Origin of the sequence: Priestia sp. D3YE.R1 (genome assembly GCF_049199565.1) — a bacterium.
GTDB lineage: Bacteria > Bacillota > Bacilli > Bacillales > Bacillaceae_H > Priestia > Priestia aryabhattai.
The window spans coordinates 958786-984789 of record NZ_JBLTHW010000002.1; the positions used below are offsets into that span (position 1 = coordinate 958786).

Below are 26004 nucleotides of genomic sequence, written 5' to 3' on the forward strand. Positions count from 1 at the left end.
GGGAGGAAAAAGAATTGAGCAGACTTTTTAGCAAAACGTTTAACTGTGAAAAGGAATTAACGTTAACGATTATTGGAGGCAAGTGGAAAATGTTGATTATGTGGCACCTGGGAAAAGAAGGGACGAAACGATTTGGGGAGTTAAAGTCCATGATGCCGGGAATTACTCAGCGAATGTTAGTAAGTCAGCTGCGAGAATTAGAAGAAGATCAAATCGTTCACCGAAAAGTCTATCCGGTTGTCCCTCCAAAAGTTGAATATTCCTTGACTGAACACGGGAGAAGCTTAATGCCCATCCTTGAGAGCATGGACGAGTGGGGAAAAAATTATATGGAAACCGTTATAGAACCTGAAATGAATAATTCTAGCCATATGGGTTAAAATCTTTTGTTGAAAAGAATAAAACTACCCTTATTATTCAGAATTTTCTAAAATAAAAACGAATGATACGCTGCATTGAAGCGTCCATAGTATATTTTTAGTGACTATATGTTTTAAAAGTGCCTACTTTTTTTTTGAAAGTAACGGTTTTACAATGAATTCATGCTAGACAACCCCATTTAATGAAGGAGTGAAGTAGGTATGGAACTTCAATTAGCATTGGATCTTGTAAATATTTCAGAGGCAAAAGAAGTAGTGCAGGAGGTTCAAGAGTATATCGATATTGTAGAAATTGGAACTCCAGTTGTGATTAACGAAGGGCTAAGGGCAGTCAAAGAAATCAAGGAAGCCTTTCCGTCTTTAAAGGTATTAGCTGATTTGAAAATTATGGATGCAGGTGCTTATGAAGTAATGAAAGCTTCTGAAGCGGGGGCTAGTATTATTACCATTCTTGGCGCTACTGATGATTCGACTATAAAAGGCGCTGTAGAAGAGGCCAAAAAACAAGGAACACAAATTCTTGTTGATATGATTAATGTAAAAAACCTTGAGCAACGTGCAAAAGAAGTCGATGCACTCGGTGTTGACTATATTTGTGTACACACAGGGTATGATCTTCAAGCTGAAGGAGAAACCCCGTTCGAGCAGCTTCAAACGATTAAACGAGTTGTGAAAAATGCAAAAACAGCGGTGGCAGGAGGTATTAAACTGAATACACTTCCTGAGGTCGTGCAGTCACAGCCGGATCTTGTGATTGTAGGCGGGGGGATTACAAGTGAAAAAGACAAAAGAAACGTTGCAGAAGAAATGAAAAAAGTAGTCAAACAAGCAACTTTGGTCTAAAAATAAGCAAAAGTATTTAAGCCTTCAAAATTAATTAATCGGTAAATGGTTTAAAAAGAAGATAGCTAAGTTATTTTAGCTATCTTCTTTCCGTCATTTTTAGTATAACCATTCATTCATAAGAGCCATTTTGACAGATAGATAGTTTCTTTAAAATTCGTTATTCCAAAGAAAAAAACGGCGATTTTTCAGGGATTTTAAAGTTAAGAAAGCGTTATCCGAACATTACCGAAAGAAAGTGCAGAAAAAATCTATGTCACACTTTTTAACAAAATACTTTGAAAATTAAGAAATTTAAAAATATAATTGACTATCGACAATATTTAACATCTTTGAATTAAAAAAGGAGGGAGATATGTAGTGATGGAACATAAGAGGATAGTAGTAATAGGCGCTGGAATTGTCGGGTGCAGCATTGCCTATTATTTAAGTAAAATGGGGCAAAGAAACATAACAGTGATTGAGCAAGGCCCTTTGTTTGAAACAGGAGGATCTACTTCTCACGCTCCAGGGCTTGTATTTCAGCTTAGCTTTTCAAAAATCCTGACAACGTTGGCTTCTCAAACAGTCGAAACCTTCAAAGAGTTGAGTATGGAGGAACAGTGCTCTTTTTATCCTGTCGGCAGTTTAGAAGTTGCCCGTACACCAGAGCGATTAGAAGATCTAAAGAGAAAGGCTGGTGTTGCCAGCTCATGGGGCATCGAAGCTTTTCTTCTTTCACCGCAGGAATGCGCGGAAAAAAATTCGCTGATTTGTCCTGAGCGTATTTGCGGAGGTCTCTATGTTCCGTCAGACGGTATTGCCAAACCTTTGCATGCCGTTGATAAAATGACTCGTTTTTCTAAAGAGTGTGGAGTAGAATTTTACGGTCATACAGAAGTGACGAATATTGAAGTGAAAAATGGTCAAGTAAAGGCAGTGTACACGAGCACTGGAAAATTTGAAGCAGATGTAATCGTGTGCTGTGCCGGATTTTGGGGACCTCGCATCGGAGAAATGGTCGGTGTAACGATTCCTCTTCAGCCGATGGCTCATCAATATGTGTTTACAAATGATTTACTTGAATTAAACGGAGAAACGGAAGAAGCCGCGACTCCTCTTATTCGAGATCAGGATAATGCAATTTATTTTCGTCAGGTAGAGAAAGGGCTTGGGATTGGATCATATCAGCATGAGCCGTTTCCAGTCGAACTCAGTGATATTACAAAATACGGAGAAACAAAAGAAATGCCTTCTATCAAACCTTTTACGTCGAAGGATTTTGAAAAGCCATGGGAAGATGCACTAGAGTTAATTCCGGCATTAAAACAAGCGGGGATAAAAAAAGGAATGAACGGTATCTTTTCTTTCACACCCGATGGGATGCCGCTGCTTGGAGAATCACAAGAGGTAAAGGGATTTTGGGTAGCAGAAGCCATATGGGTAACCCACTCTGCAGGTGTCGCTAGGCAAATGGCTGAATGGATGATGAATGGTGCACCGACTGTGGATTTAGAGCTATGCGATATTAATCGTTTTGATACGTATGCATGCAGCCCTGCTTATTACAAACAGCGGTCTATTGAAGAGTACGAAGAAGTTTATAGCATTCATCATCCATTTATGCAGCGAAAAGTATCACGAAACATGCGCGTAAGTCCATTTTATATGCGTCAGCAAGAACTAAAAGCGTATTTTAACGAAAAAGCGGGTTGGGAGCAGCCACAGTGGTATGAAGCTAACTATCCGCTTATATCTACTTATGAAAAGATGATGGTAATAAGAAATGGATGGGCTGCTGAATATTGGTCACCTATTATTGAGGCTGAACATTTGCATACTCGTCAGCACGCAGCTCTTTACGATACAACGGCAGCAAAGAAAAGGTTAGAAATCAAAGGAGAAGGAGCTCTCCAGTTTTTACAGAAGCTAACGACAGGAAATATAGACATTGCAGTAGGTCAAAGCATACGCACGTGTATGTTGCATGAGCGAGGCGGCATAAAAGATCAAATAACGGTTATTCGCAAAAATATATCCACTTTCTTGATTGTTTGTACGGGAGCTGTAGAAGCAAGCTGGATTCAAAAACACGTGCCACAAAGTAATCAAGTTGTTTTCCAAGATGTAACGTCAGGGACATGCAGTGTAGCATTAATTGGCCCTAAAGCTACAGAAGTAATGGAGTCGGTGGTTCAACGCTCAGACCTTAGTGGTACTTGGATTCAAGGGCAAGCGAAAACGCTGTTTATCGGAAATGTTTCAGTTCTTGCGCTGCGTAATTCCTGCGGGGAAATGGAGAGCTGGGAATTGATTACGACTTCCGATCAAGGCCTGAATTTATGGGATTTATTAATTGAACAAGGACGGCCTTATCAGCTGATTACCGGAGGAGACCGAGCTCTTGAAAACCTTCGAATTGAATCTCTTTCGTTAAAAAGCGGAAAAGACTTTTGGAGCGAACATCATCCATATGAAGTCAACCTTTATGGAATGGTGGATTTAACAAAATCATTTTTTATTGGAAAAGAGGCATTGCTTGATCGTCAGAGAAAAGATTCTGAAACAGTATTAGCAACGCTTATATTAGAGGACCCTTCAGCAATAGTAATGGGATATGAACCAGTATTTTATGGAGAAACGGCCCTCGGATTTGTGACAAGCGCTGGCTATTCATACAGCTTAGGGAAAGGAATTGTACACACCTTATTATCTCAAGCTGTAAATGAAGAAATGGTTTTAGAAGTTGAATACTTTGGACAGCGTTATAAAGCAACAATGATGACACACTCCCCAGCAGTAGTTTAATTAATAATTTGAAATGTAGGAGGAATGCATATGTCAACACATTATGATGTCATTATTATTGGGTTAGGAGCTATGGGGAGTACAGCTGCTTATCAACTCGCCAAAAAAGGCCAGCGGGTATTGGGGTTAGAACAGTTCGGTCCCGCCCATGACCTAGGATCAAGTCACGGTGGTTCTAGAATCATTCGGCAGTCTTATTTTGAAGACCCTGCTTACGTTCCATTATTGCTTCGCGCCTACGAATTGTGGAATGAAATTGAAAGAGAAAGCGGTCAAGAAATCCTTACCGTTACCGGTGGACTTATGATGGGCCCTCCTGATAGCTTGACGGTCTCTGGAAGTATTGAAAGTTCTAAAAAGTGGAACCTTGCTTATGAGATTCTAGAAGCGAAGGATATTTACAAACGGTTTCCGGCGTTTACACCTTCACCTAACACTATTGCTTTATATGAAGAAAGAGCTGGATTCGTTAGGCCGGAAGCAAGCGTATATACTCACCTTCTTCAAGCAGAAAAATACGGAGCTGAGCTTCATTTTTTTGAAGAAGTAGAGTTATGGGAAGCCCATCCTTCTGGTGAAGGCGTGCGCGTTGTAACAGCTAATGGAACATATGAAGCTGGAAAAATCATTATTTCTGCAGGCGCTTGGGCACCAGATTTATTAAGGGATTTAGGTGTTAGCTTACAAGTAGAGCGTCATGTGCAAATGTTTTTTGAACCAACACAAGGAATAGACGTTTTTTCAGTGGGAAAACAGCCGATTTATATTTGGGAAGCAGATGATTATGTACAGTTGTATGGTTTCCCTTCCTTTGGATTAAAGGCTGAAGGAGCAAAAGTGGCATTTTTCCGAAAAGGAACGGCGTGTACGCCGGAAACGATTGATCGAAATATATATGAAGATGAAGTGAACATGATGCGGCACTATCTAGCTCAAGGTCTTCCACAGCTTAACGGCCGATTTTTACAAGGGAAAACGTGCATGTATACTAATACTCCAGATGAACATTTTGTCATTTCACTGCATCCAGAATATCCTCAAGTAGCGATTGCAGCAGGGTTTTCTGGACATGGGTTTAAGTTTGCAAGCGTAGTAGGAGAGATTTTAGCAGATTTAGTGACAGAGGGAAAAACCAATCATCCAATCGATTTGTTTACGCCGCAGCGTTTTGCAACTAATAAAATAGTATAAATCGTTGTCAGCTCTTGCGAATGGTTCTATTTAAATGTTTCTAAAGAAGCGAAGGAGGAATAGCAGATGGTTATGGAACATGGTTTAGTAAATGATAAAGGGAGACTTGAACCCACGTTGAAAGGAGAGTTGTATACATCTTCGGACATTTTTAAGTTAGAAAAAGATTATATATTTTCTAAATCATGGAGTTTAGTTGCATTTGAATATGAAATAGCAGAACCAGGACAATATATTACGACGAGAGTTGAAGGGGAAAATATTCTCATTACTAGAGGAAAAGATCATGTACTGCGTGGATTCTTGAACGTATGTCGGCATCGAGGAGCTAAGCTGTGCAGCCAAGCATCAGGTAAAACGGGCGTCATTCGCTGTCCGTATCATTCGTGGAGCTATAGCTTAGATGGTAATTTAGTAGGTGTTCCTAATACAAGCCACTGTCGAGAAGAACTCGTGCATAACGAAAGTTACGGACTAACATCTGTTCACATTGAAGTGTGGCACGGCATGGTTTGGGTTAATTTATCAGACAATCCTATGTCTGTTGAATATCAGCTAGATACACAAATTCTTGATCGTTTTGGCGAGCTCTATACGTTTGCGAGATATGAAATTCAAAATCTAAAATCTGCTCATCGTGAAGAATATGAAGTCGAGGCAAACTGGAAGCTTATTGTAGAAAACTTTCAAGAGTGTTATCACTGTTCCTCCATTCACCCTGAACTTACAGCAACGCTGCCTGAATTTCGTTCAGGAGTCGGTACTCAAAATTCAGTAGGCGGTGGAGCTAAGTTTGGTGATGAATTAGAAGCTTTTTCAATCAGCGGGCAAGGAAGCCGTCCCATGTTAAAAGGATTGCTTCCTGAAGACGACCGCACGTATTTTGGCATTACCGTTCTGCCGCTTGTATTTATCAATTTAACACCGGATCACGTTATTATTCATCGTATTATTCCAATCAGTGCGGAAAAGTCTAAAGTGATTTGTGAATGGTTATTCGACCCGGAAGAAATGGCTAAGCCTGATTTTGACCCGAAAGATGCCGTGGAATTATTTCACCGCGTTAATTTACAAGACTTTGAAGCCTGTGAGTGGTGTCAAGAAAATATGAGTTCAAAATCTTATAAAGAAGGAGGGATTTTAGTACCTATCGAACAGCACGTTTCGCATTTTTACAATTACGTATTAGAAGCAATCGGTATGAAGGTCGAATAGTAAATAGAAGCGGTCTGGCATATCATCTCGGTGTGTCAGACCATCTCTAACAATCTACTTTAAAAATAAGGGGGAAATAAATTGAGTACAAGCTCTAAACTAACAGAACCCATTATCCGCGTTACCGATGTTTCAAAAGTGTTTGGCTCTCAAAAAAAACAGGCTCTTAAGCTGAGAGAAGCTGGACAAAGTAAATATGAAGTCGAACAAGCTACTAAGACAACCGTTGCTATTTACAATGCTCATTTCGAAGTGAAAAAGGGAGAAACCTTTGTGTTAATTGGATTATCAGGAAGCGGAAAATCTACTTTGCTTCGATGCTTGAACGGACTTGTAGAACCAACAGAAGGGACGGTATATCTAGAAAACACAGATATTTCTCATATGCCAAAAAGACAGCTTCAGGAAGTCCGGAGAAATAAAATTGGGATGGTCTTTCAAAATGTGGGCCTCCTTCCAAACCGCACCGTGATTGACAACATTACGTTCGGTCTAGAGATACAAGGCGTATCAGCAAACGAAAGAGAAAAGCGAGGGAAACAGGCGCTTGAAATGGTGGGCTTAAATGGACAAGCTTATAAAAGAATTTATGAATTATCAGGAGGTATGCAGCAGCGGGTTGGATTAGCGAGAGCCCTTGCTTCTGAACAAGAGATTTTGCTGATGGATGAGCCTTTTTCGGCGTTAGATCCTCTTATTCGAAGAGATATGCAAAAGCTATTTCTTGATATTCAAGGAGAAGTACAGAAAACAGTTATCTTTGTAACGCATGATCTGGATGAAGCATTAACTTTAGGGCACCGGGCTGCCGTAATGAAAGACGGAGAGATTGTACAGCTTGGAACCGCTGAAGATATTTTAAGTCAACCGGCAACCGATTATGTAAAACTGCTTGTTCAAGACGTTAATTACGGCAAAATTCGCCTTGCTAAAGACGTGGTGGTTCCGGTAGAAACGGCTGCCTACGAGTATGAATCACCACAAGTCATATTAAGAAGAATGAGAACCAATCATTTATCTGCGATTTTTGTTCTTGATAGTTCTGACCGCTTATTAGGTATGATGAGCATCTATACAGTGATGGAGCTTATTGAAGCTCATAAGCATGATTTAAAAGGAAAAGGATTGACACAGCCGCACTGCGTCAATCCTGATATGTCTTTACAAGAAATGATTCCTCTATTTACAGACAGTCATTCGCCTGTAGTCATTGTTGATAATCATCACCGCCTACAAGGTATGATTTCCCCGAGCACTCTTATTGCAAATCTCACTGAACGTACTGCAGTGACCGAGCAGCAAGAAGGTAAATCATATCAAGTGGAGGTCAGGTAAATATGATGGTGAATGCTGCGATGATTCCTCGTATTCCTTTAGATAAATGGGCAAATTCATTTGTTGATTACATGATTGATAGTTTTTCAGGTGTATTTACTGGAATCAACCAGATAATGACCAGTTTAATCACCAGCCTTGAATGGACATTGACAGCCTCTCCTCCGCTAGTAACTGTCATTGTTTTTGTTCTATTAGCGCTATGGTTAACAGATTGGAAGATAGCTGTATTTACGTGTTTTGGTTTACTTCTTATTATTAGCTTGGATCTATGGGAAGCATCGATGCTGACCTTATCTCTCGTTTTAGCTTCTACTATTATTTCACTTCTATTCGGCGTTCCTTTAGGCATATTATCACACCGATTTAACAAAGTGGGAGCAGTCATAAAGCCGATTCTTGATATTATGCAAACAATGCCTGCTTTTGTTTATTTAATTCCGTCCGTACTTTTATTTGGATTAGGGAATGTTACAGCTCTTATTGCTACGTTTATTTTCGCAATGCCCCCTGCCGTTCGTCTGACGCTGCTTGGGCTTCAGCAGGTTCCACACACCACTTTAGAAGCGGCAGAAGCTTTTGGAGCAACGGAATGGCAAAAATTAATTAAAGTACAGCTGCCGCTGGCTTTGCCTATGATTATGTCGGGTGTAAACCAAGTTATTATGTTATCTCTTTCTATGGTTGTTATTTCTTCAATGGTCGGTGCGGGCGGCTTAGGTGCGGAGGTATTGCGAAGCATCAGTATGCTAGATGTAGGCTTAGGGTTTATCGGTGGGATTGCGGTTGTTATTATTGCCGTTATTTTAGATCGTTTAACGCATCTTTCTACTCAAAAAAGCCGAGATATTCAATCAAGCAAATAAAATGGATAAAGGTGGGAGTATATGAAATATTCAAAAAAAATTTCTTTTATTATGCTAACAATCTCCATCATGCTGCTTGTCTCTGCATGCGGCAATAGTAATACGGCAAGCGGAACGACGACTAAAAAAGAAATTACAATGGGATACATACCATGGGACGAAGCCGTAGCTGTTACGTTTCTATGGAAGGAATTATTAGAGGAAAAAGGCTATAAAGTCAAAGCAGTTCAAAGCGATGTAGCTCCGCTTTTCTCAGGAGTTGCTCAAGGAAATATTGATTTGTTTTTGGATGTATGGATGCCTACCACCCACAGTTCTTATATGAAAAGATTCGGAAAGCAAGTAGACGTTCTTGGCACTTGGTACGACCAGGCAGATAGCGGACTGGCCGTTCCTGACTACGTAGACGTGCAGTCGATAAGTGATTTAAAAAATAAGAAAAAGGAGTTTAACGGAAAGATTATTAGTATTGAACCAGGATCTGGAATCAACGGTCTTACTAAAGATCATGCCATGCCAAGCTATGGGTTAACAGATTGGAATTTAGTAGAAAGCAGTACAGCCGCCATGTTATCGGAATTAGATAAAGCCATTGCTAATAAAGAACCCATTGTTGTTACGTTATGGCGCCCGCACTGGGCTTTTGAAAAGTATAATCTCAGATACTTAAAAGATCCGAAAAATACGATGAATCCAACTGGACCTGAAAAAATACAGTCGATTAGCAAAAAGACCTTTAAAAAAGATTATCCAGAAGCTGCAAAATGGATGAAAGATTTTTCTATTAGTGCCGAGCAACTAGCATCTTTGGAATCAGAAATTAACAGTGCAAAAGACGAAACAAAAGGCGTGAAAAACTGGATTTCTAAAAATAAGAAAGTGACGGAAAGCTGGGTAAAGTAATAAAAGGGCTGTCTCTTAGGCAAGTTATTGACTAAGAGGCATTTTTTTGTGGTGGTATACCTATTTTTGTATAAAGCTTATCTCTTTTATGAAAATGGGCATCCTACATTAAAAGGATGGTGAAAGGCAGTGGCAATCGATAGAATCTGTACAATTGGACCTGCTAGTAATAAAAAAGATGTACTAGAGAGACTTTTGGAAAAAGGAATGACAATTGCTCGACTGAATTTATCTCATGGGTCGCATGAAAGTCATAAAACAATTATAGATACGTTAAGGTCTTTAAATTCCTCTATTCAAATTTTAGGAGATTTACAAGGTCCTAAAATTAGACTTGGAGTGATAAAGTCAAAAGAAGTAGTGTTAAAAGAAGGCGATGGAATTATGATTGCACGAGGAGATTTAGGAATAGAGCTGCCTTATGAATGGATTCCTTTGCTCCAAAAAATATTAATTCATGAATGCCGGATGCAAAACAAGTATGTGATCACAGCGACACAAATGCTTCAATCAATGGTGCGCAGCGCAATTCCTACAAGGGCTGAGGTGACAGATGTATTTCAGGCAGTACTTGATGGTACCAATGCAGTGATGCTTTCTGGTGAAACTGCCGCTGGAAAATATCCGATTGAAAGTATGGAAACGCTTTATAAAATATCACATTTTGCTGAAACTCTTCAAAATAAGAACCTAGCGAGTCTCTCAAAGATTTTGGCAATGTTAAAGAGCTCGAGATAAAAAGTACAGCAAGTAGATATGTAAGTTTAAAAAATATATTTAAATTAAAAAAAGTGGCAAGGCTTTCTATTCTCCAAGTACAATTTAAATAATGAATGCTTTACGTTTCGCATGTAAGTATTTATTTATACCTATGTTGTCATAATTTATGTGATTCCCCAGAGCATAAATTACTTTTCATTACCTTATTGTGTACAAAAATATTGTAAGATAGGCTCATGCTTTTAACAGCATGGGCCTATTTTTATAGAGAGCTTGAAAATAGATATTTGCAAAATAGAAAATTAATCTTTCCCTCTTGTACAATAAATATTCTTCTGTACAAAAATAGAGTGTATAATAGGAATGTTGACTTGATAGGAAAAAGAGAGAGGCCCTATCAAGCAAAGGAAGATGGAGTGGAGAGTGTGTACTGAAAGTGAAATTGTCCAGCGACAAAAATAAACATGTTTTTCGAATGCTTCTAGAAGAATATCTAGAATGAAAGTAGGAACATTATGGAAAAGAAAATGAGGTTTGGCATCAAATCCAAAATTATTATTGGATATTTAATTGTTATTATCTGTTTATTTATTGCATTTATTGTTTTAAACAGTCAAATTTCATCTTTGCAAAAAGAGCGAAATTTCATCATTGATCATGATATTGAAGTCCATGATCTGACCAATCGAATTGAAAAACACCTGCTCGATATGGAAACCGGACAAAGAGGCTATATTATTACAGGAGAAGCGAGTTACTTAGAACCTTATAACAGCGCAGCATCAAGTTGGGAAAAAGATTATAATGCGTTGTATCAGCTTCTAAATAATAATCCAAATCAGCAGGAGAAACTGGAAAAGATTAAAGGAAGCATTCAAGACTGGATTGAAGCTGCTGGTGAACCGACCATTGCATTAAAAAAAGAAAATAATACAAAAGAGCTTCAGCAATTTTTTGAGAAAGATCCTGGGCGCCAGTATATGGACGATATACGCAGCCAGTTTACTTCTTTTCGAAATGTAGAGAAGAAATCCACTGAAACAAGAGCAACAGAGTTAGACGAGAAAAATCAAAAAATTAAAATCGGTCTTTACGGTTTGCTGTTTTTTGTTACGCTTATTTCACTTGTTATTGCTGTTGTTTTGTCCAATTCTATTGTGAATACGATTAAAGAAGTTACGCAAACGATCAAACGAATTACGGCTTCAAAAGGCGAGTTAAAAGGAAGAATTAAAGTTAGATCTAATGATGAAATTAAAGATTTAGGGCTAGCTACGAACGCGCTGTTAGAAAATATTGAAGAGCGAAACTGGCTTCAAACGAACCTTGCACATGCTGTAACAATGTACCAAGGCATAGCATCCGTAGACAAGCTCGCGGAGAAGTTTCTCTTTACGATTTCAGAAATGACAGGAGCTTCTTTCGGGGCATTTTATGTTCGAGAGGAAAATGATAAAGGAAACCTATTCGTCAAACAAGCTGCTTTTGCAGATCAAAAAAGTGAAGCGGGAAGAGCGAGCTTTTTGATAGGCGAAGGGCTTATCGGACAAGCTGCTTTAGAAAAAAGAACCTTTGTCATAAACGATGTCCCTGACACGTATCAGCTCATTGCTTCAGGATTAGGAGACGTAAAACCTAAGAGTGTTTTTATTGTACCCGTCTTGTTTGAAGATGAAGTGATTGCTGTTATTGAGCTTGCATCGCTGCACGAATTTACAGCTTTAGAGCAAGAACTTATTAGTCAAGTGATTGAAACGTTTGGTCTGACTATCAATGGTGTAATCAGACGGATGGAAATTGCTCGTTTATTAAAGGAATCTCAGGCGATGACAGAAGAGCTCCAGGCTCAGTCTGAAGAACTTCAAACACAATCAGAAGAACTGCAAATGCAGTCTGAAGAGCTTCGCATGATCAATGAACAGCTAGAAGAAAGAACAAAAGATGCAGAAGAAAAATCGTTTGAATTAGAGGCTGCAAAGGAAGATTTGGAAGAAAAAGCGCATCAGCTGGAATTGAATTCTCAATACAAATCCGAATTCCTTGCTAATATGTCGCACGAGCTTCGAACACCGCTTAACAGCATTCTTATTCTGTCTGAAATGCTTGAAGAAAACGCGGCTAAAACGCTATCTGAAGATGAAGAAGAATATGCTCGTATTATTCATTCTTCAGGAAAAGACTTGTTGGCATTAATCAATGACATCTTGGATTTATCAAAAGTAGAGTCTGGAAAACTAGATGTTTTGCTTGCCGAGATGAATATGAGTGAGCTTCCAGATCAAATTGAACGTAATTTCAGCCACGTTGCTGAACAGAAAAACGTACAATTGAAAATTAATAAAGAACAAGATGTACCGGACATCATTCACACAGATGAAAAGAGATTCCAGCAAATTGTGAAAAATCTTTTATCAAATGCATTTAAATTTACGGAATCGGGATCTGTCACAGTATCCATTCAACGAGTAGCTGACCATCGTCTTACAACAGCTATGCGTACAATTGATACGGATTGCTGGCTAGAAATAGCTGTAGCTGATACAGGGATTGGTATACCAAAAGAGAAGCATCAGCTTATCTTTGAAGCGTTTCAGCAGGCAGATGGAGCTACGGTTCGCAAATACGGAGGAACGGGACTTGGCTTATCTATTTGCAGTGAGTTTGCAAAATTGTTGGGCGGCTGGATTTCACTGAGCAGTGAAGTAGGAAAAGGAAGTACGTTTACACTCTATCTTCCTAGCCTTTCTAACGGTCTTATTGACTATGAAAAAGTGAATTTTGCATACGAAGAAGTAGCGGTATCTGTAGAAGAAGCTGAACCTGAAGCAGAAATAACTGAAATTGACCATCCTGTACAACCAGTTGAACCTTCATTGCAAGATGATGAAAATGTGTTTCAGGATAAGCGAGTGCTCATCGTAGATGATGACCAGCGCAACATTTTTGCCTTAAAAACTGCGCTAGCTAAACAAGGTATGACCATTATGACAGCTCATAACGGAATAGAGTGTCTTGAAATGATGAAGAATAGTGAACCATTTGATCTCATTTTAATGGATATTATGATGCCGCAAATGGACGGATATGAAGCGATGCAGAAAATTAGAGGAGAGCTCAAGCTTGTTGATTTACCTATTATTGCACTAACCGCTAAAGCGATGAAAAACGATCGTGAAAAATGCTTGGAAGCTGGAGCATCAGATTATATCAGCAAACCTTTAGATTTAAATCAGCTGTTCTCCGTTATGCGTGTATGGCTAGTAAATTAAGCGGGGTATGAAACATAAATGGATATGAAGCACCTAGATTTAAGTGAAGACTTAGTTATGAATAAAAAAACAGATTTGGAGATTGATTTACTGCTGACGGCTATTTATCGATTAACAGGATTCGATTTCAGACAGTACGCTAAATCTTCTATCTGTCGCCGAGTCTATAATCGAATGAAAATTGAACGTATTCCAACCGTGTCTCGATTGTTAGAAAAAGCGATTCACGAAGAAGAATTTATGAATCAGCTTTTAAATGATTTTTCGATAAATGTAACAGAAATGTTTCGCGATCCAAGCTTTTTTAAAGCATTTCGCACAAAGGTGATTCCCGTATTAAAGGATTATCCGGAAATTCGCATTTGGCATGCTGGCTGTGCAACGGGCGAAGAGGTATTTTCTATGGCGATTCTTTTAGAAGAAGAAGGGTTAATGGATAAAACGGTCATTTACGCAACCGATATGAACGAGGATGTATTAGAAAAAGCCAAACAAGGTGCCTTTTCTTTACGTAAAATGAAGTCATATACAAAAAATTATATTCAAGCTGGTGGAAAGAACGCCTTCTCGGAATATTATCAGACGGATCATCACTATGCATATTTTCATCCGTCGCTGCTAAAAAATATTATCTTTGCTCAGCATAATTTAGTCACGGATCAGTCATTTAATGAATTTCACGTCATCATTTGCCGAAACGTCCTTATTTATTTTACAGCTCAGCTGCAAAATCAAGTGTATAATTTATTTTCAGAAAGCCTGTGTACAAAAGGATTTCTTGGACTTGGTGATAAAGAAACGCTTCGCTTTTCCGAAGGGTCCGCTTCTTATACAGAGTTTGCAGGTAACGAACGCATCTATCAAAAGCAATAAGAAAAGGACCTCATGGTGAGGTCCTTTTCTTACTGTGCTTGCGCTTGAATCATGAGTACACACATATCATCAGGCTGATTTAGCTTTTGTTCTTCTGAAAAAATTTCATTCATGAATGTTTTTGGATTGGTCCATTTTTGTTCGGTCAATTTCTGCAGACGAAGAGCGGATTCAATTTCGCAAGGACCCATTGATTCGAGAGCTCCGTCAGTAAATAGTAAAATTTGCACATCGTTTTCAAAGCTGACAACAGATTTCTGCACGTCCATTTCTTCAAAAAAACCTACGGGGCAGCTGCCACGCTGAAGAGGAACAAGCGTATGTTCATCTACTAACATATAACCTTCCGGGTGCCCGGCATTCACATATTCTACCGTTTTAGCTTCCGTATCAATAACTAAATAAATAGCAGTGAAATAGTATGGAATTTCATCTTTTTCACTGTGCAATAGTTCCATGTAGCGATTTAATTCTGTAATAACCTGCTCAGGGTCTATAAGGGACTTGATAGCTTCTCTGAGCACAGACGAAATAAACATACAAACAAGCGAGGCAGAGATGCCGTGCCCCATCATATCAAAAAGAATAATTCCGTACCGGTGCTCGTCAATTTTGTGCCAATAGTACATATCACCCGCTAATTTAAAAGAAGGGTAGTATGAAACTTCCATTTGAATATCTTTTTCTCGTAAAGGGGGACTGAGTAAGTTTTGCTGTACGTGTGTAGCTAAATCCAACTCATTTTGAATTTTCTTTTCATGTTCCGTGTGCCAGTCAATTTCTGCTTTAAGGCGTAAAGCTACCCGCATACGAGCCAGCAGTTCCACTTTATTAATCGGCTTTGTTACATAATCTGTTCCGCCGGCGTCTAGAGCTTCTACTAATTTGCTGCTGTCTTCTAGAGCTGTGACAAAGATAATTGGAATATGTTTCAAGCGTTCTACCTGTTGAATTCGCCTGCACGCTTCAATTCCATCAATTTCGGGCATCATAATGTCAAGTAAAATCAAATCGACTGAATTTGTTTTTAAGTTCTCATCGTTCAGGTTAAGATAGTCGAAAAGGGCATGGGCAGATGTAAGAGACACGCAGTTATCGTAGCCAGCGCCTTTTAAAATTTTTTCAATCACAAATAGATTGACTTGATTGTCATCTACTAGAAGAATGGTCATGCTTTATTTCCCCTTATTATGTTTGAAGACTAATGATTGAGTATGTAGTTTTCAAGCATCTTTATACTTTTTCTGTTTTTCTATTTATCTATTATACAGAAAAGACAGCGTTTAGGGTATTTTTTAAGATTATTCTTTTCTATTAAACAAGTCACTTGTCCCAGAAAAGGAGAGAAATGACTTTTTATAGCAATTTGTATAACGCAAATATCCCGAAGGCCAGTACAACCGCTCCCGAAATACGATTTACCCAGATCAAGCTGTTATTCGTAAACTTCGACCGAGCAAGACTAATAGCAAAACTGAGCGAAAGCCACCAGCAGGCCGATCCTAAAAATACGCCTGTAACCATTGTCAAAGCAGAAGCAGCATCAAATGCCGATTTACTAATGCCTACACCAGAAAACACGCCGATAAAAAATAAGATGGTCATTGGATTCGTAACGGTTAAAAAAAGAACGGATGTATAAGAACGAAGCAAACCCCCTCCTTTAGCAGCGGCAGCGTGCTCTGCAGGTTGAGAACGGAATGTTTGAACACCTAAATAACATAAAAATAATCCCCCAATCAGCTGAAGCCAAATCTTTTGGGTTAATAAAAAGGTTGTAATGAACGTTAAGCCAAACGCAGCGATGCATCCATAAAGAGCATCTGCTGTAGCTGCTCCCAGCCCGGATACAAATCCGTGTAATCGCCCTTTAGATAACGTGCGATTGATACATAAAATACCAATGGGACCGACGGGAGCAGCAACGGAAAAACCGATCACTAACCCCTTTAGAAAATAAAATAAGTTCATCTTTTACGTTGCTCCTATGAAGTTTTTCTTTAGTATAGTACAAAAGAAACTGTGAATGAAGCCAATTTTGAGAAAGTTGTTAACACATATTTTTAGTCTGTGCGGGTACATTGTAATGATGCTATAAAAAACATCGCTAGTAAATTTATTTTAGTCATTAAAAAGTTTAAAAACTAAATTATTTTACACAGAAAATTAAATGTAGTAAAATAATTCACTGTTACATATATAGAAAGATCTACCACTAAAAAGTAGCCATTCGTAATGAGATAAAGAGAGGTTAGTCATCATGAGTAATCTGTTTGCAAAAAAAGATGTTAACAAGCTGCTAGAGGAAAATGCAGCAAAAGAATCAACCAAGACACTAGGGTTATTTGATGTTATTTTGATGGGAGTAGGAGCAACTATTGGGACAGGAGTTCTGGTAATAGCTGGGCTAGTTGCTGCGAGGGATGCAGGGCCCTCGGTCTCCATTTCCTTTGTTATTTCTGCAGTAGCCTGTATTCTTGTTGCGCTGTGTTATGCGGAATTTGGCTCAGCTGTTCCAAGTTCAGGAGGCGCATATACATACATATATGTTTCATTAGGAAAATTTGTAGCGCATTTAATAGGGTGGTCCATTGTAGGCTGCTATACGGTATCTTTAGCTTCAGTAGCGGGCGGATGGTCATCTTATGTGAATAATGTGCTTACTGAATTTGGTATTAGACTTCCTGAATCGTTCACGGCCATACCAAGCGACGGGGGTCTTATTAATGTTCCGGCAGTATTTATTGTACTGTGCATGTCGTTTTTATTAACAAGAGGAGTAAAAGAAAGTAAAAAAATAAATAACTTAATGGTTTTAATCAAGATAGGTATTGTTCTTTTATTTGTAGCGGTGGGCGTCTTTTTTATTCATACAAATAACTGGCACCCATTTACTCCTTATGGTGTGAAAGGGATCTTTGCAGGCGCAGCTTCCGTCTTTTTTGCTTATAACGGGTTTGATGCCATTTCTACTTCGGCAGAAGAAGTAAAAAATCCGCAAAGAAACTTGCCGCTAGGTATTTTGATTGCACTAAGTGTTTGTGCAGTCATTTACGTAGTAATTGCATTAGTATTAACAGGAATGGTTTCTTATAAAGAGCTAAACGTAGGCGATGCGTTGTCATATGCGCTCAATAGTGTAGGACAAGAATGGGCAGCGCTCATTGTATCTATAGGAGCGGTTATTGGTATTATGGCCGTCGTGTTTGCTTATTTGTTTGTCGTGCCTCGCATACTGATGTCAATGAGCCATGATGGATTATTGCCGTCTCTTTTTGCGAAAGTGGACCGAAAAAACAGCGAACCTGTCATATCTACATGGCTTGTCGGGGCATTAGGCGCGGTCGTAGCTGGTTTTGTAGATTTAAAACAGCTGGCGGATTTAGCAAATATGCTAGCGATTGTTACGTTTGCTGCCGTTTCATTTTCAATTTTAGCTCTTCGAAAAAGTCAGCCTAACTTAAAGCGCGGTTTCAAAGTACCTTTTGTACCGTTTATTCCAATTCTTGCTATTCTGTGCTGTATCTTTCTGATGTTTAACTTATCAATGCAAACGTGGATTTATTCAATCGGCTGGATGCTGATTGGCGTCTTTATTTACGTTGGATACGGTAGAAATAAAAAGAGCGTTTAACCAAAAAGACTCTAAGACAACGAGCTAGAGTCTTTTTGGTTTATATATTTTTCTTGAAAGTAGTCCATGCGCACAACGTAAAGAATAAAATTTTATTTGGGACATATGTCCTTTTTATTTTAGGGAGTGTTATTGTTTAATAAAAAGAAACCGTTATGATGGAGAGGAAAACATGAGGGAAATTACAAGTCAGAAACAGCTGCTGGAGTATATAAATACTTATAAATTAGAGTCAGTTTTCAAGAAAGACTTAATACCGCATTTGTCACTGTATGAGGTTGAAGCAGGAGAACGCGTTTGTTCTCAAGGAGATGCGTCTCATTGTTTGTACATATTGGTGAAAGGCAAGGTTAAAGTTTATACCATATCGCCCGAAGGCAAGACGCTTGTTCTTTCTTTTAAACAGCCCCTTGAAGTAATAGGCGATATTGAGTATGTACAAGATGTTGATATTATGAATACGGTTGAAGCCGTTTCACCTTTAGTTGTGATCGGTATACCATACAAACGATTAAAACAATATGCGAGCAATGACCCACAGCTGCTGACGTTTTTACTGGAAATGCTCACAAAAAAGTTTTGCGCAAAATCGAACTCGCTCAGCTTTAATTTAATGTATCCAGTTGAAGTGCGGCTAGCTAGCTATTTACTTTCTATTTTTTGTGAAGAATCACATTTGGTTATGAACCAAAAAACAGAAAGTTTAAAAGATATTGCTAATTTAATCGGAACGACTTACCGGCATTTAAATCGTGTTCTTCAGAAATTTGTAGCACAAGGAGTTATTGAAAAAAAGAAAGGCTCCATTATTCTCAAAGATAAAGAAAAACTGAGCTGTCTAGCAAACGACAATATATACGAGTAGAAAAAGCAATAGATTAGTTGAAGGGGAGAGAGAAGAATGAAAACATACCGAACGCTGCTATTTGACATTGATAATACGCTTTTAGATTTTAACGCAGCTGAAGAGCAGGCTTTAGAGCTTCTTTTTGCTAACCACGATATTCCGCTGACTGAGGAAAGCAAAAAACGTTATAGTTTGATAAACAAGGGATTATGGACAGCTTTTGAAGAAAATAAAATAAGCCGTGAACAAGTTGTAAATACTCGCTTTTCCATCCTATGTAAAGAATATGGAATAGAGAAGGACGGTCAGCTGCTTGAAGCAGAGTATCGAACGTATTTGAACAATGGTCATCAGCTAATTGACGGAGCAATTGAGGTAATTAAAAACCTGAGCGGTTACTATGAGTTATATGTTGTTACAAATGGCGTATCGGCTACACAATATAAGCGCCTTCAGGACTCAGGTCTATATCCTTATTTTAAAGAAGTATTTGTTTCAGAAGATACAGGTTTTCAAAAACCTATGAAGGAATATTTTGATTATGTTTTTTCACGTATAAAAGAGCTGTCCGTACATGAAACATTAATTGTTGGAGATTCTTTGAGTGCAGACATTCAAGGCGGGGAGCTGGCGGGTATTGATACGTGCTGGTTTAATCCTCAGAAAAACAAGAATGATACAAAATGGAATTCAACCTATGAAATAAGAAGGCTTCAAGAGCTTTATAACCTGCTGAACGTAAATAATGAAGTAGCTTCGGTACAAGTGTAAAAGTGTATAAACGGTAGAAAAACTAAAAAAGCGCCAGCTCTTTTGTTAAATAAAAAGAGCTGGCGCTTTTTCTGTTTTATAGATTTCAAAGGGCTTAAAATACTCTAGGGATATCGGTCTAGGTAAAGTAATTAATACAAATTTAAACAGTTTTATCTCAAATGCAATAGGGTATTTTACCAATATCCCAGATAAAGTAAGTAACTAGGAGGTCGTAAAAGATGATTAATGGAAAAAGTTTATCTCGTTCAGGAAAGAGTTCATATAGAAGAGAAACAGCGGTTGGAAAAACAGGAATGGTAGCCAGTGCTCATCCAATTGCAACAGACGCCGGAGAACAGATACTAAGAGCGGGAGGCAATGCAATTGATGCGGCAATTGCCGTTCAGTTTGGGCTCAATGTTGGAGAACCGATGATGACCGGTATTGGAGGCAGCGGCTTTTTTATGGTATACCACAATGAAAGTAAAACAACTAAAATTTTTGACGGGCATTCTCAGGCTCCTAAAGCAGCTTATCCTGAAATGTTTCTTGATGAAAATAAAGAAGTTATTCCGTTTAGAAAGCGTTCTACTCATGCAACGGCAATTGGAATTCCAGGGATTTTAAAGGCGATGGAAGCAGCTCGTAAAGAATATGGAACAAAACCCCTTGCTGAATTAATTGAACCGGCTGCCAAAGCAGCAGAAGCAGGTGTGGAAACAAACTGGGTGCTTGGAGATATTTTAAAAACATACGCCTACCGACTAGGAGAACATGCTAAGCAGCTATATTCCCCAAACGGCAAGCCTATGCAAGAAGGAGATATGATTAATAAAAAAGATCTGGCTAAAACATTCCGCATTCTTCAAGAAAAAGGTATCGAGGCTTTTTATGAAGGTGAAATTGCAGAAGCCATTATTTCAACGATAAAAGAGCACGGCGGTTTTATGGAACTGTCGGATTTGAAAGAATACGAGATTAAGATCGATGAGCCCGTGTGGGGGGATTATAAAGGATACCGAATTGCCTCTTCTAACATGCCTAGTGCAGGAGGAGCCACCGTGCTGCAAATCTTAAAGCTATTAGAGGACTTTGATGTGTCTCAGTACGACGTGAAATCTTGGGAAAAGTATTATTTGTTTGCAGAGGCTATGCGCATTGCATTTTCAGATAAAATTGCATTCTCAGGAGATCCAGCCTGCAGTGACATTCCATTAAAAGGGCTTTTAAATGACGAATATATAAAGGAACGTCAAAAACTAATTAATTGGAAGCATAAAAATGAGAAAGTTGATTTTGGCAACCCATGGGATTATGAGAAAGGCCAAAAAGTGAACGTTGTGCGTCAGCCTTATGAACCTGAACGTGAGCTTAGTGAAACAACTCACTTCACGGTAGTTGACCGCTGGGGCAATATTGTCGCTTGTACATCAACTGTGGAACATCCTTTTGGTACAGGAATTATGGTTAAAGACCATGGATTTTTACTCAACAACGAGCTTACTGATTTTGATGCTATTCCTGGAGGGTTAAATCAAGCGGATGCAGGAAAGCGTCCGGTTAGCTGTAAAAGCCCAACCATCGTTTTTAAAGACAGTGAACCTGTACTCACTTTAGGGTCTCCAGGCGGACCAACGATTGTAGGGTCTGTATTTCAAACGCTTATTAATGTCTTAGACTATGGAATGGATATAAAAGAAGCGATTGAAGAACCAAGAATTTTTAATAGTACAGGATCACTTATCGGTTGGGAAGCCGGAGTGGATATGAATGCCAAAGGAGAGCTAGAAGCCATGGGGTTTAATTTTGGAGATGAACCATTCCCAATCGGAAATGTTCAAGGTATTCAAATTGATAAAGAAAACGGTCGTTTATTTGGAGCAGCTGATTCCAGCCGTGAAGGAAAAGCAACTGGCTTAGACTCTTAATATTTAAAAAATGCATCATACGCTCTCTCTTTTGTAAAAAGGGATGGCGTATGATGCATTAAAAAAGATAAAAATGAGTAGGTAAAAAGAAGGAATATTTTTTTCTGAAAACATACTTTAGACCTTTATTATTATCATTCTAATCTCCATAAAGGAAAAAGAATAGAACGTTTTCATGTCCAAATAATAAAAAAGAGTACTGATTTTTCAAGAGATTGATGAAAACACAATGATTGAAAAACATAAAAAAAGGAATAGCGCTTTCAATGCTAGAAAGATAGAGTATTTAATCATGTGAAAAAGATAAAACGCAACGGCTGGAAAACGTGGTTTGGAATGTAAAAAAGTCGTACACTTTTTTTTGAAAAACGGTTACATAAAAAGTCTCTTACACGTAAACTTTGGTCCTAGTTACAGCTCAATGAAAAAGATGAAAATGAAAAATAGCTACATTTGGCATGTTTGACTTTCGTCATTTATCCAAGTAATCTTTTGGTTGAACGGAACCGGTTCTGTTTTCGGATTTTTGATAGCTAATTGAATTAATAAATTTATATTCTTTACTAACCCAAAAGGAGAAAACATATGAAAATGAAACGAGTTGCTAAGCATACAACTGCTGCTACACTGGCTGCAGCCCTACTAGTAGGCGGGGGATATCAAACATTTGCTAAAGGAAATGACAGCAAAGACTTTAATAATAGCTACGGAATTTCGCATATTACTCGCGATAATATGGTGAAAATTCCACAGCAGCAAAACAGTGATCAGTTTGAGGTTCCTGCTTTTGATGAATCAACTATTAAAAACATTGCTTCTGCTAAGGGAAAAGATGCATCGGGAAATACAATTGACTTAGATGTATGGGACAGCTGGCCATTACAAAATGCTGACGGAACAGTGGCGACTTATCATGGATATCAAATTGTGTTTGCCCTAGCAGGTGATCCAAAAGATTCTAATGACACGTCTGTTTATCTTTTTTATAAAAAAGCTGGAGACAAATCGATTGACAGCTGGAAAAACGCTGGAAGAGTATTTAAAGATAGCGATAAATTCGTTCCGAATGACCCGCATCTTAAAAATCAAACACAAGAATGGTCTGGTTCTGCCACATTAACGAAAGATGGGAAAGTTCGTTTATTCTACACGGATTATTCAGGTAAACAATACGGAAAACAAACGTTAACGACAGCTCAAGTGAACATGTCTCAGCCAAACGATAATACGTTAAAAGTTGACGGAGTAGAAGATTACAAGTCAATCTTTGATGGTGACGGAAAGATTTATCAAACGGTTCAGCAGTTTATTGATGAAGGCGGCTATGACACAGGGGATAACCATACGCTAAGAGATCCTCATTACATAGAAGACAACGGACATAAGTACCTTGTTTTCGAAGCTAACACTGGAACAGAAGATGGCTATCAAGGCGAAGACTCTCTTTATAACAGAGCATACTACGGAGGAAACAATCCTTTCTTCCAATCTGAAAAGAAAAAGCTTCTTGAAGGATCGAATAAAGAAAAAGCTTCTTTAGCAAACGGGGCTTTGGGCATTATTGAGTTAAATGATAACTACACGCTCAAAAAAGTAATGAAGCCGCTTATTACATCAAACACAGTTACAGACGAAATTGAACGTGCAAACATTTTCAAAAAAGATGGAAAATGGTACTTGTTCACTGATTCTCGCGGATCTAAAATGACGATTGATGGAATCGGACAAGATGATGTGTATATGCTAGGCTATGTTTCAAATACGTTAACAGGAAAATATAAGCCTTTAAATGATACGGGATTAGTTCTTCATATGGATTTAGATCCTAATGATAAAACATTTACGTATTCTCACTTTGCCGTACCGCAAACAAAAGGCAATAATGTCGTTATTACAAGCTACATGACAAACAGAGGCTTTTATGAAGACAACCACTCTACATTTGCACCAAGCTTCTTAGTAAATATTGACGGTTCAAAAACATCTGTTGTAAAAGACAGCGTTCTTGAGCAAGGTCAGTTAACAGCGGATGAAGACTAAACGCTTTGCAATAGCAACAAAAGAAAATGGTGATTGTAATCACCATTTTCTTTTGTTTTATTCGATGTAGACAAAAAAGAGAAAGGCGGGGTTTGTTTGAAGAAAAAAGGTGCTTATAAATGGATAACGCTTGCCGTTCTTTTAGTTGTAATAGCCGGACTCATTATAGCAGGCGTATCCAAAAAAGAGGATACAAAAGATCAAGGAAAAGAAAAAGGGAATAAAAGTGAATCCACTTATCGCCCGGTATATCATTTTAGCACGCCTGATAAATGGAAAAATGATCCTCAAAAGCCTATTTATTTTGACGGAGAGTATCATTACTATTACTTATACAATCATGATTACCCTAAAGGGAACGGGACGGAATGGCGACATGCAACGTCTAAAGATTTGGTTCATTGGAAAGATAAAGGAGTAGCTATTCCAAAGTATACAAATAAAAATGGCGATATATGGTCCGGATCCGTTGTAGAAGATAAAGAGAACACAGCAGGTTTTGGTAAAGGCGCAATTGTAGCGATTATGACCCAGCCTTCTGCTGATGGACAAAAGCAAGAACAGTATCTATGGTATAGTACCGATAGAGGAAAAACCTTTAAATCATATAGCAAAAATCCTATCATGCCTAATCCAGGCACCAAAGATTTTAGAGATCCTAAAGTTATATGGGATCATGAACATGACAAGTGGATACTCGTCATGTCAGAAGGTGAAAAAATCGGATTTTATGAATCTTCTGATCTAAAGAATTGGACGTATACAGGAGGATTTGTAACCAAAGATATTGGTATTACAGAATGTCCAGACCTTTTTCAAATGAAGGCCGATGACGGGACAATCAAGTGGGTTCTCGGGACAAGTGCAAATGGAAAAGAAAGCGGAAAACCAAACACCTATGCTTATTGGACTGGAAATTATGATGGAACAACATTCACTCCTGATATAGACGAGCCACAATGGCTAGATCATGGCTTTGATTGGTACGGAGGAGTCACGTTTAAGGACGGTAAAAATGAGGATTCTTTAGAAAAACGCTATGCTTTTGCATGGATGAACAACTGGGATTATCCCGATAAGACACCAACGATGAAAGATGGGTTTAACGGATTCGATTCAGTAACCCGTGAAATTACGCTTTCGAAACAAGACGACGATCAGTACAGTCTGTTATCAAAGCCTGTCGAAGAATTAAATCAGCTAATTGATTCAACAAATTCTCTCAAGCAAGTAGAAGTGAACGGGGAGAAAAAGTTAAAGATAAAAGGCGAAGCTTATCAGCTTGATACAGATATTTCGTGGTCGGACGCAGAGAATGTAGGCTTAAGGCTAAGAGAATCCACAGATCAAAAGCGGCACATTGATGTGGGCATTTTTGCAAAAGATAACGTCTCATATGTGAATAGAAGCTATAGTAATCAGCCTGATCAAAGCAAAAAATATGTAGAAAGCCGCGATTACTTTGATGCAGGCAAGAAAAATGTTCATTTGAAGATACTGGTAGATAAAACAAGTATTGAAGTCTTTATTGATGATGGAAAAACAGTGCATTCTAGCGAGGTATTTCCGCGTCACAATGACCAAGGAATTACGCTTTTTTCCCAAGGGGGAACGTCTTTCTTTAAGAATATAGAAATCAAACATTTTCGTTCCAGTCAGTAAATTCCCTATTTTCAAAAAGAAGGAATAGAATATCACCTTATTATGGTTTAGGACTCGTTCAAAAGGGTACATGTCTACTAACAGTAAATGAAAGGGTGTTTATTCAAATGGAAGAGAAAATGAGACAACTAATAGAGGGACTTAATACCGATTTAGCGGGTGAATATTCAGCGGTTATTCAGTACACTTACTATGCGTCTACAGTAACCGGCCTAGAATATCAAATTTTAAAACCTTTCTTTGAAGGAGAAATTCCTGATGAGCAAGGACATGCCCTTTATTTATCAGAAAAAATTAAAAACCTTGGCGGTGAGCCAACAACAAAGCCGGCTGAGGTAAAGCACGTCTCAAACGTGACGGAAATGCTTAAAGAAGCAAGCAGAGCTGAAAAAGAAACTATCGAGCGCTATGAAGAGCGAAAAAAGCAAGCAGAAGAGTTAGGATTAACAGAACTTGTTGTCAAACTTGAGGATATGATTGCAGATGAAACAAATCATATGGAAGAAATGGAACGTTTATTAAAAGATCCGCGACTAAGTTAATCATACAAACCATAGAAAAAGCATCCCGTAGCATCTGTTGCGGGATGCTTTCTTGTGGTTTGAAAAAGAAATAAAACATCGTTTACGCATGTTTTTATAAATGAGAGTAAAGTCATATTTTTGAAATTCTCTATCGCTTTGAAAAAATTTATAGTAAAATAATTATTTGGCTGCATATGGCAGTAACTATATGCGGAGCATCACATACATATAAAG

Annotated in this window: 20 protein-coding genes; 18 read left to right on the forward strand and 2 right to left on the reverse strand. The window is 38.4% G+C overall.

All coding sequences use genetic code 11. The annotated features are described in order from the left end of the window. Positions 1-14 precede the first annotated feature (14 nt). From ACOZIR_RS17105 to ACOZIR_RS17155, 11 genes are all read left to right on the forward strand, one after another. Positions 15-380, forward strand: coding sequence for a winged helix-turn-helix transcriptional regulator (locus ACOZIR_RS17105; protein ID WP_013056244.1), 366 nt, complete (start codon positions 15-17; stop codon positions 378-380). Positions 381-581: 201 nt separating this feature from the next. Next, the gene (gene hxlA, locus ACOZIR_RS17110; protein ID WP_045291451.1) at positions 582-1223 is read left to right on the forward strand and encodes a 3-hexulose-6-phosphate synthase; all 642 of its coding nucleotides are present in this window, start codon (positions 582-584) and stop codon (positions 1221-1223) included. 363 nt (positions 1224-1586) lie between these two features. After that, a complete protein-coding gene (locus ACOZIR_RS17115) occupies positions 1587-4010 on the forward strand; it encodes a GcvT family protein (RefSeq protein ID WP_421535737.1) in 2424 nt (807 codons plus the stop codon). Between the two features lie 30 nt (positions 4011-4040). Further along, on the forward strand, positions 4041-5201 hold the full coding sequence (gene solA / locus ACOZIR_RS17120) for an N-methyl-L-tryptophan oxidase (protein ID WP_045291450.1): 1161 nt from the start codon (positions 4041-4043) through the stop codon (positions 5199-5201). Positions 5202-5267: 66 nt separating this feature from the next. Next, positions 5268-6416, forward strand: coding sequence for an aromatic ring-hydroxylating oxygenase subunit alpha (locus ACOZIR_RS17125; RefSeq protein ID WP_045291448.1), 1149 nt, complete (start codon positions 5268-5270; stop codon positions 6414-6416). Positions 6417-6497: 81 nt separating this feature from the next. Further along, positions 6498-7751: a betaine/proline/choline family ABC transporter ATP-binding protein gene (locus ACOZIR_RS17130; protein WP_328120018.1), complete on the forward strand. Its 1254-nt coding sequence runs from the start codon at positions 6498-6500 to the stop codon at positions 7749-7751. Between the two features lie 2 nt (positions 7752-7753). After that, the gene (locus ACOZIR_RS17135; protein WP_045291444.1) at positions 7754-8617 is read left to right on the forward strand and encodes an ABC transporter permease; all 864 of its coding nucleotides are present in this window, start codon (positions 7754-7756) and stop codon (positions 8615-8617) included. A 21-nt stretch (positions 8618-8638) separates the two neighbouring features. Further along, entirely contained in the window at positions 8639-9520 is an 882-nt protein-coding gene (locus tag ACOZIR_RS17140) for a glycine betaine ABC transporter substrate-binding protein (RefSeq protein ID WP_045291442.1), read from the forward strand. 129 nt (positions 9521-9649) lie between these two features. Continuing rightward, positions 9650-10258 (forward strand): pyruvate kinase, encoded by a 609-nt coding sequence (locus ACOZIR_RS17145; protein WP_340141450.1) that lies wholly within the window; start codon positions 9650-9652, stop codon positions 10256-10258. Between the two features lie 497 nt (positions 10259-10755). Beyond that, positions 10756-13509: a CHASE3 domain-containing protein gene (locus ACOZIR_RS17150; protein WP_340141449.1), complete on the forward strand. Its 2754-nt coding sequence runs from the start codon at positions 10756-10758 to the stop codon at positions 13507-13509. 18 nt (positions 13510-13527) lie between these two features. Next, positions 13528-14382 carry a CheR family methyltransferase gene (locus tag ACOZIR_RS17155; RefSeq protein ID WP_045291437.1) on the forward strand — a complete coding sequence of 285 codons (855 nt, stop codon included), beginning with the start codon at positions 13528-13530 and terminating at the stop codon, positions 14380-14382. A 29-nt stretch (positions 14383-14411) separates the two neighbouring features. Here the strand turns inward: ACOZIR_RS17155 and ACOZIR_RS17160 are convergent, their stop codons facing one another. Beyond that, on the reverse strand, positions 14412-15554 hold the full coding sequence (locus tag ACOZIR_RS17160) for a SpoIIE family protein phosphatase (RefSeq protein WP_045291434.1): 1143 nt from the start codon (positions 15552-15554) through the stop codon (positions 14412-14414). Positions 15555-15738: 184 nt separating this feature from the next. Continuing rightward, positions 15739-16353, reverse strand: coding sequence for a LysE family translocator (locus tag ACOZIR_RS17165; RefSeq protein WP_045291433.1), 615 nt, complete (start codon positions 16351-16353; stop codon positions 15739-15741). A gap of 289 nt (positions 16354-16642) precedes the next feature. Here ACOZIR_RS17165 and ACOZIR_RS17170 point away from each other — a divergent pair, with 289 nt between their 5' ends. From ACOZIR_RS17170 to ACOZIR_RS17200, 7 genes are all read left to right on the forward strand, one after another. After that, complete coding sequence (locus ACOZIR_RS17170) at positions 16643-18016, forward strand: amino acid permease (RefSeq protein WP_310878959.1); 1374 nt, start codon at positions 16643-16645, stop codon at positions 18014-18016. 172 nt (positions 18017-18188) lie between these two features. Further along, complete coding sequence (locus tag ACOZIR_RS17175) at positions 18189-18881, forward strand: Crp/Fnr family transcriptional regulator (protein ID WP_045291431.1); 693 nt, start codon at positions 18189-18191, stop codon at positions 18879-18881. 36 nt (positions 18882-18917) lie between these two features. After that, on the forward strand, positions 18918-19634 hold the full coding sequence (locus ACOZIR_RS17180) for a YjjG family noncanonical pyrimidine nucleotidase (RefSeq protein WP_340141448.1): 717 nt from the start codon (positions 18918-18920) through the stop codon (positions 19632-19634). Between the two features lie 221 nt (positions 19635-19855). Then, complete coding sequence (gene ggt / locus ACOZIR_RS17185) at positions 19856-21544, forward strand: gamma-glutamyltransferase (protein ID WP_275037105.1); 1689 nt, start codon at positions 19856-19858, stop codon at positions 21542-21544. 585 nt (positions 21545-22129) lie between these two features. Further along, the gene (locus ACOZIR_RS17190) at positions 22130-23584 is read left to right on the forward strand and encodes a glycoside hydrolase family 68 protein (protein ID WP_340141447.1); all 1455 of its coding nucleotides are present in this window, start codon (positions 22130-22132) and stop codon (positions 23582-23584) included. Positions 23585-23680: 96 nt separating this feature from the next. Beyond that, the gene (locus ACOZIR_RS17195) at positions 23681-25246 is read left to right on the forward strand and encodes a glycoside hydrolase family 32 protein (RefSeq protein WP_045291426.1); all 1566 of its coding nucleotides are present in this window, start codon (positions 23681-23683) and stop codon (positions 25244-25246) included. 107 nt (positions 25247-25353) lie between these two features. Next, complete coding sequence (locus ACOZIR_RS17200; protein WP_045291424.1) at positions 25354-25788, forward strand: ferritin-like domain-containing protein; 435 nt, start codon at positions 25354-25356, stop codon at positions 25786-25788. The last annotated feature ends 216 nt before the right edge of the window (positions 25789-26004 follow it).

Coding starts and splice junctions, on each gene's coding strand:
- ggt (WP_275037105.1), top strand. CDS start 19,856: ATGATTAATGGAAAAAGTTTATCTCGTTCAGGAAAGAGTTCATATAGA.
- ACOZIR_RS17150 (WP_340141449.1), top strand. CDS start 10,756: ATGGAAAAGAAAATGAGGTTTGGCATCAAATCCAAAATTATTATTGGA.
- ACOZIR_RS17160 (WP_045291434.1), bottom strand. CDS start 15,554: ATGACCATTCTTCTAGTAGATGACAATCAAGTCAATCTATTTGTGATT.
- ACOZIR_RS17115 (WP_421535737.1), top strand. CDS start 1,587: ATGGAACATAAGAGGATAGTAGTAATAGGCGCTGGAATTGTCGGGTGC.
- hxlA (WP_045291451.1), top strand. CDS start 582: ATGGAACTTCAATTAGCATTGGATCTTGTAAATATTTCAGAGGCAAAA.
- ACOZIR_RS17190 (WP_340141447.1), top strand. CDS start 22,130: ATGAAAATGAAACGAGTTGCTAAGCATACAACTGCTGCTACACTGGCT.
- ACOZIR_RS17170 (WP_310878959.1), top strand. CDS start 16,643: ATGAGTAATCTGTTTGCAAAAAAAGATGTTAACAAGCTGCTAGAGGAA.
- ACOZIR_RS17175 (WP_045291431.1), top strand. CDS start 18,189: ATGAGGGAAATTACAAGTCAGAAACAGCTGCTGGAGTATATAAATACT.
- ACOZIR_RS17140 (WP_045291442.1), top strand. CDS start 8,639: ATGAAATATTCAAAAAAAATTTCTTTTATTATGCTAACAATCTCCATC.
- ACOZIR_RS17165 (WP_045291433.1), bottom strand. CDS start 16,353: ATGAACTTATTTTATTTTCTAAAGGGGTTAGTGATCGGTTTTTCCGTT.
- ACOZIR_RS17155 (WP_045291437.1), top strand. CDS start 13,528: ATGGATATGAAGCACCTAGATTTAAGTGAAGACTTAGTTATGAATAAA.
- solA (WP_045291450.1), top strand. CDS start 4,041: ATGTCAACACATTATGATGTCATTATTATTGGGTTAGGAGCTATGGGG.
- ACOZIR_RS17135 (WP_045291444.1), top strand. CDS start 7,754: ATGATGGTGAATGCTGCGATGATTCCTCGTATTCCTTTAGATAAATGG.
- ACOZIR_RS17125 (WP_045291448.1), top strand. CDS start 5,268: ATGGTTATGGAACATGGTTTAGTAAATGATAAAGGGAGACTTGAACCC.
- ACOZIR_RS17200 (WP_045291424.1), top strand. CDS start 25,354: ATGGAAGAGAAAATGAGACAACTAATAGAGGGACTTAATACCGATTTA.
- ACOZIR_RS17180 (WP_340141448.1), top strand. CDS start 18,918: ATGAAAACATACCGAACGCTGCTATTTGACATTGATAATACGCTTTTA.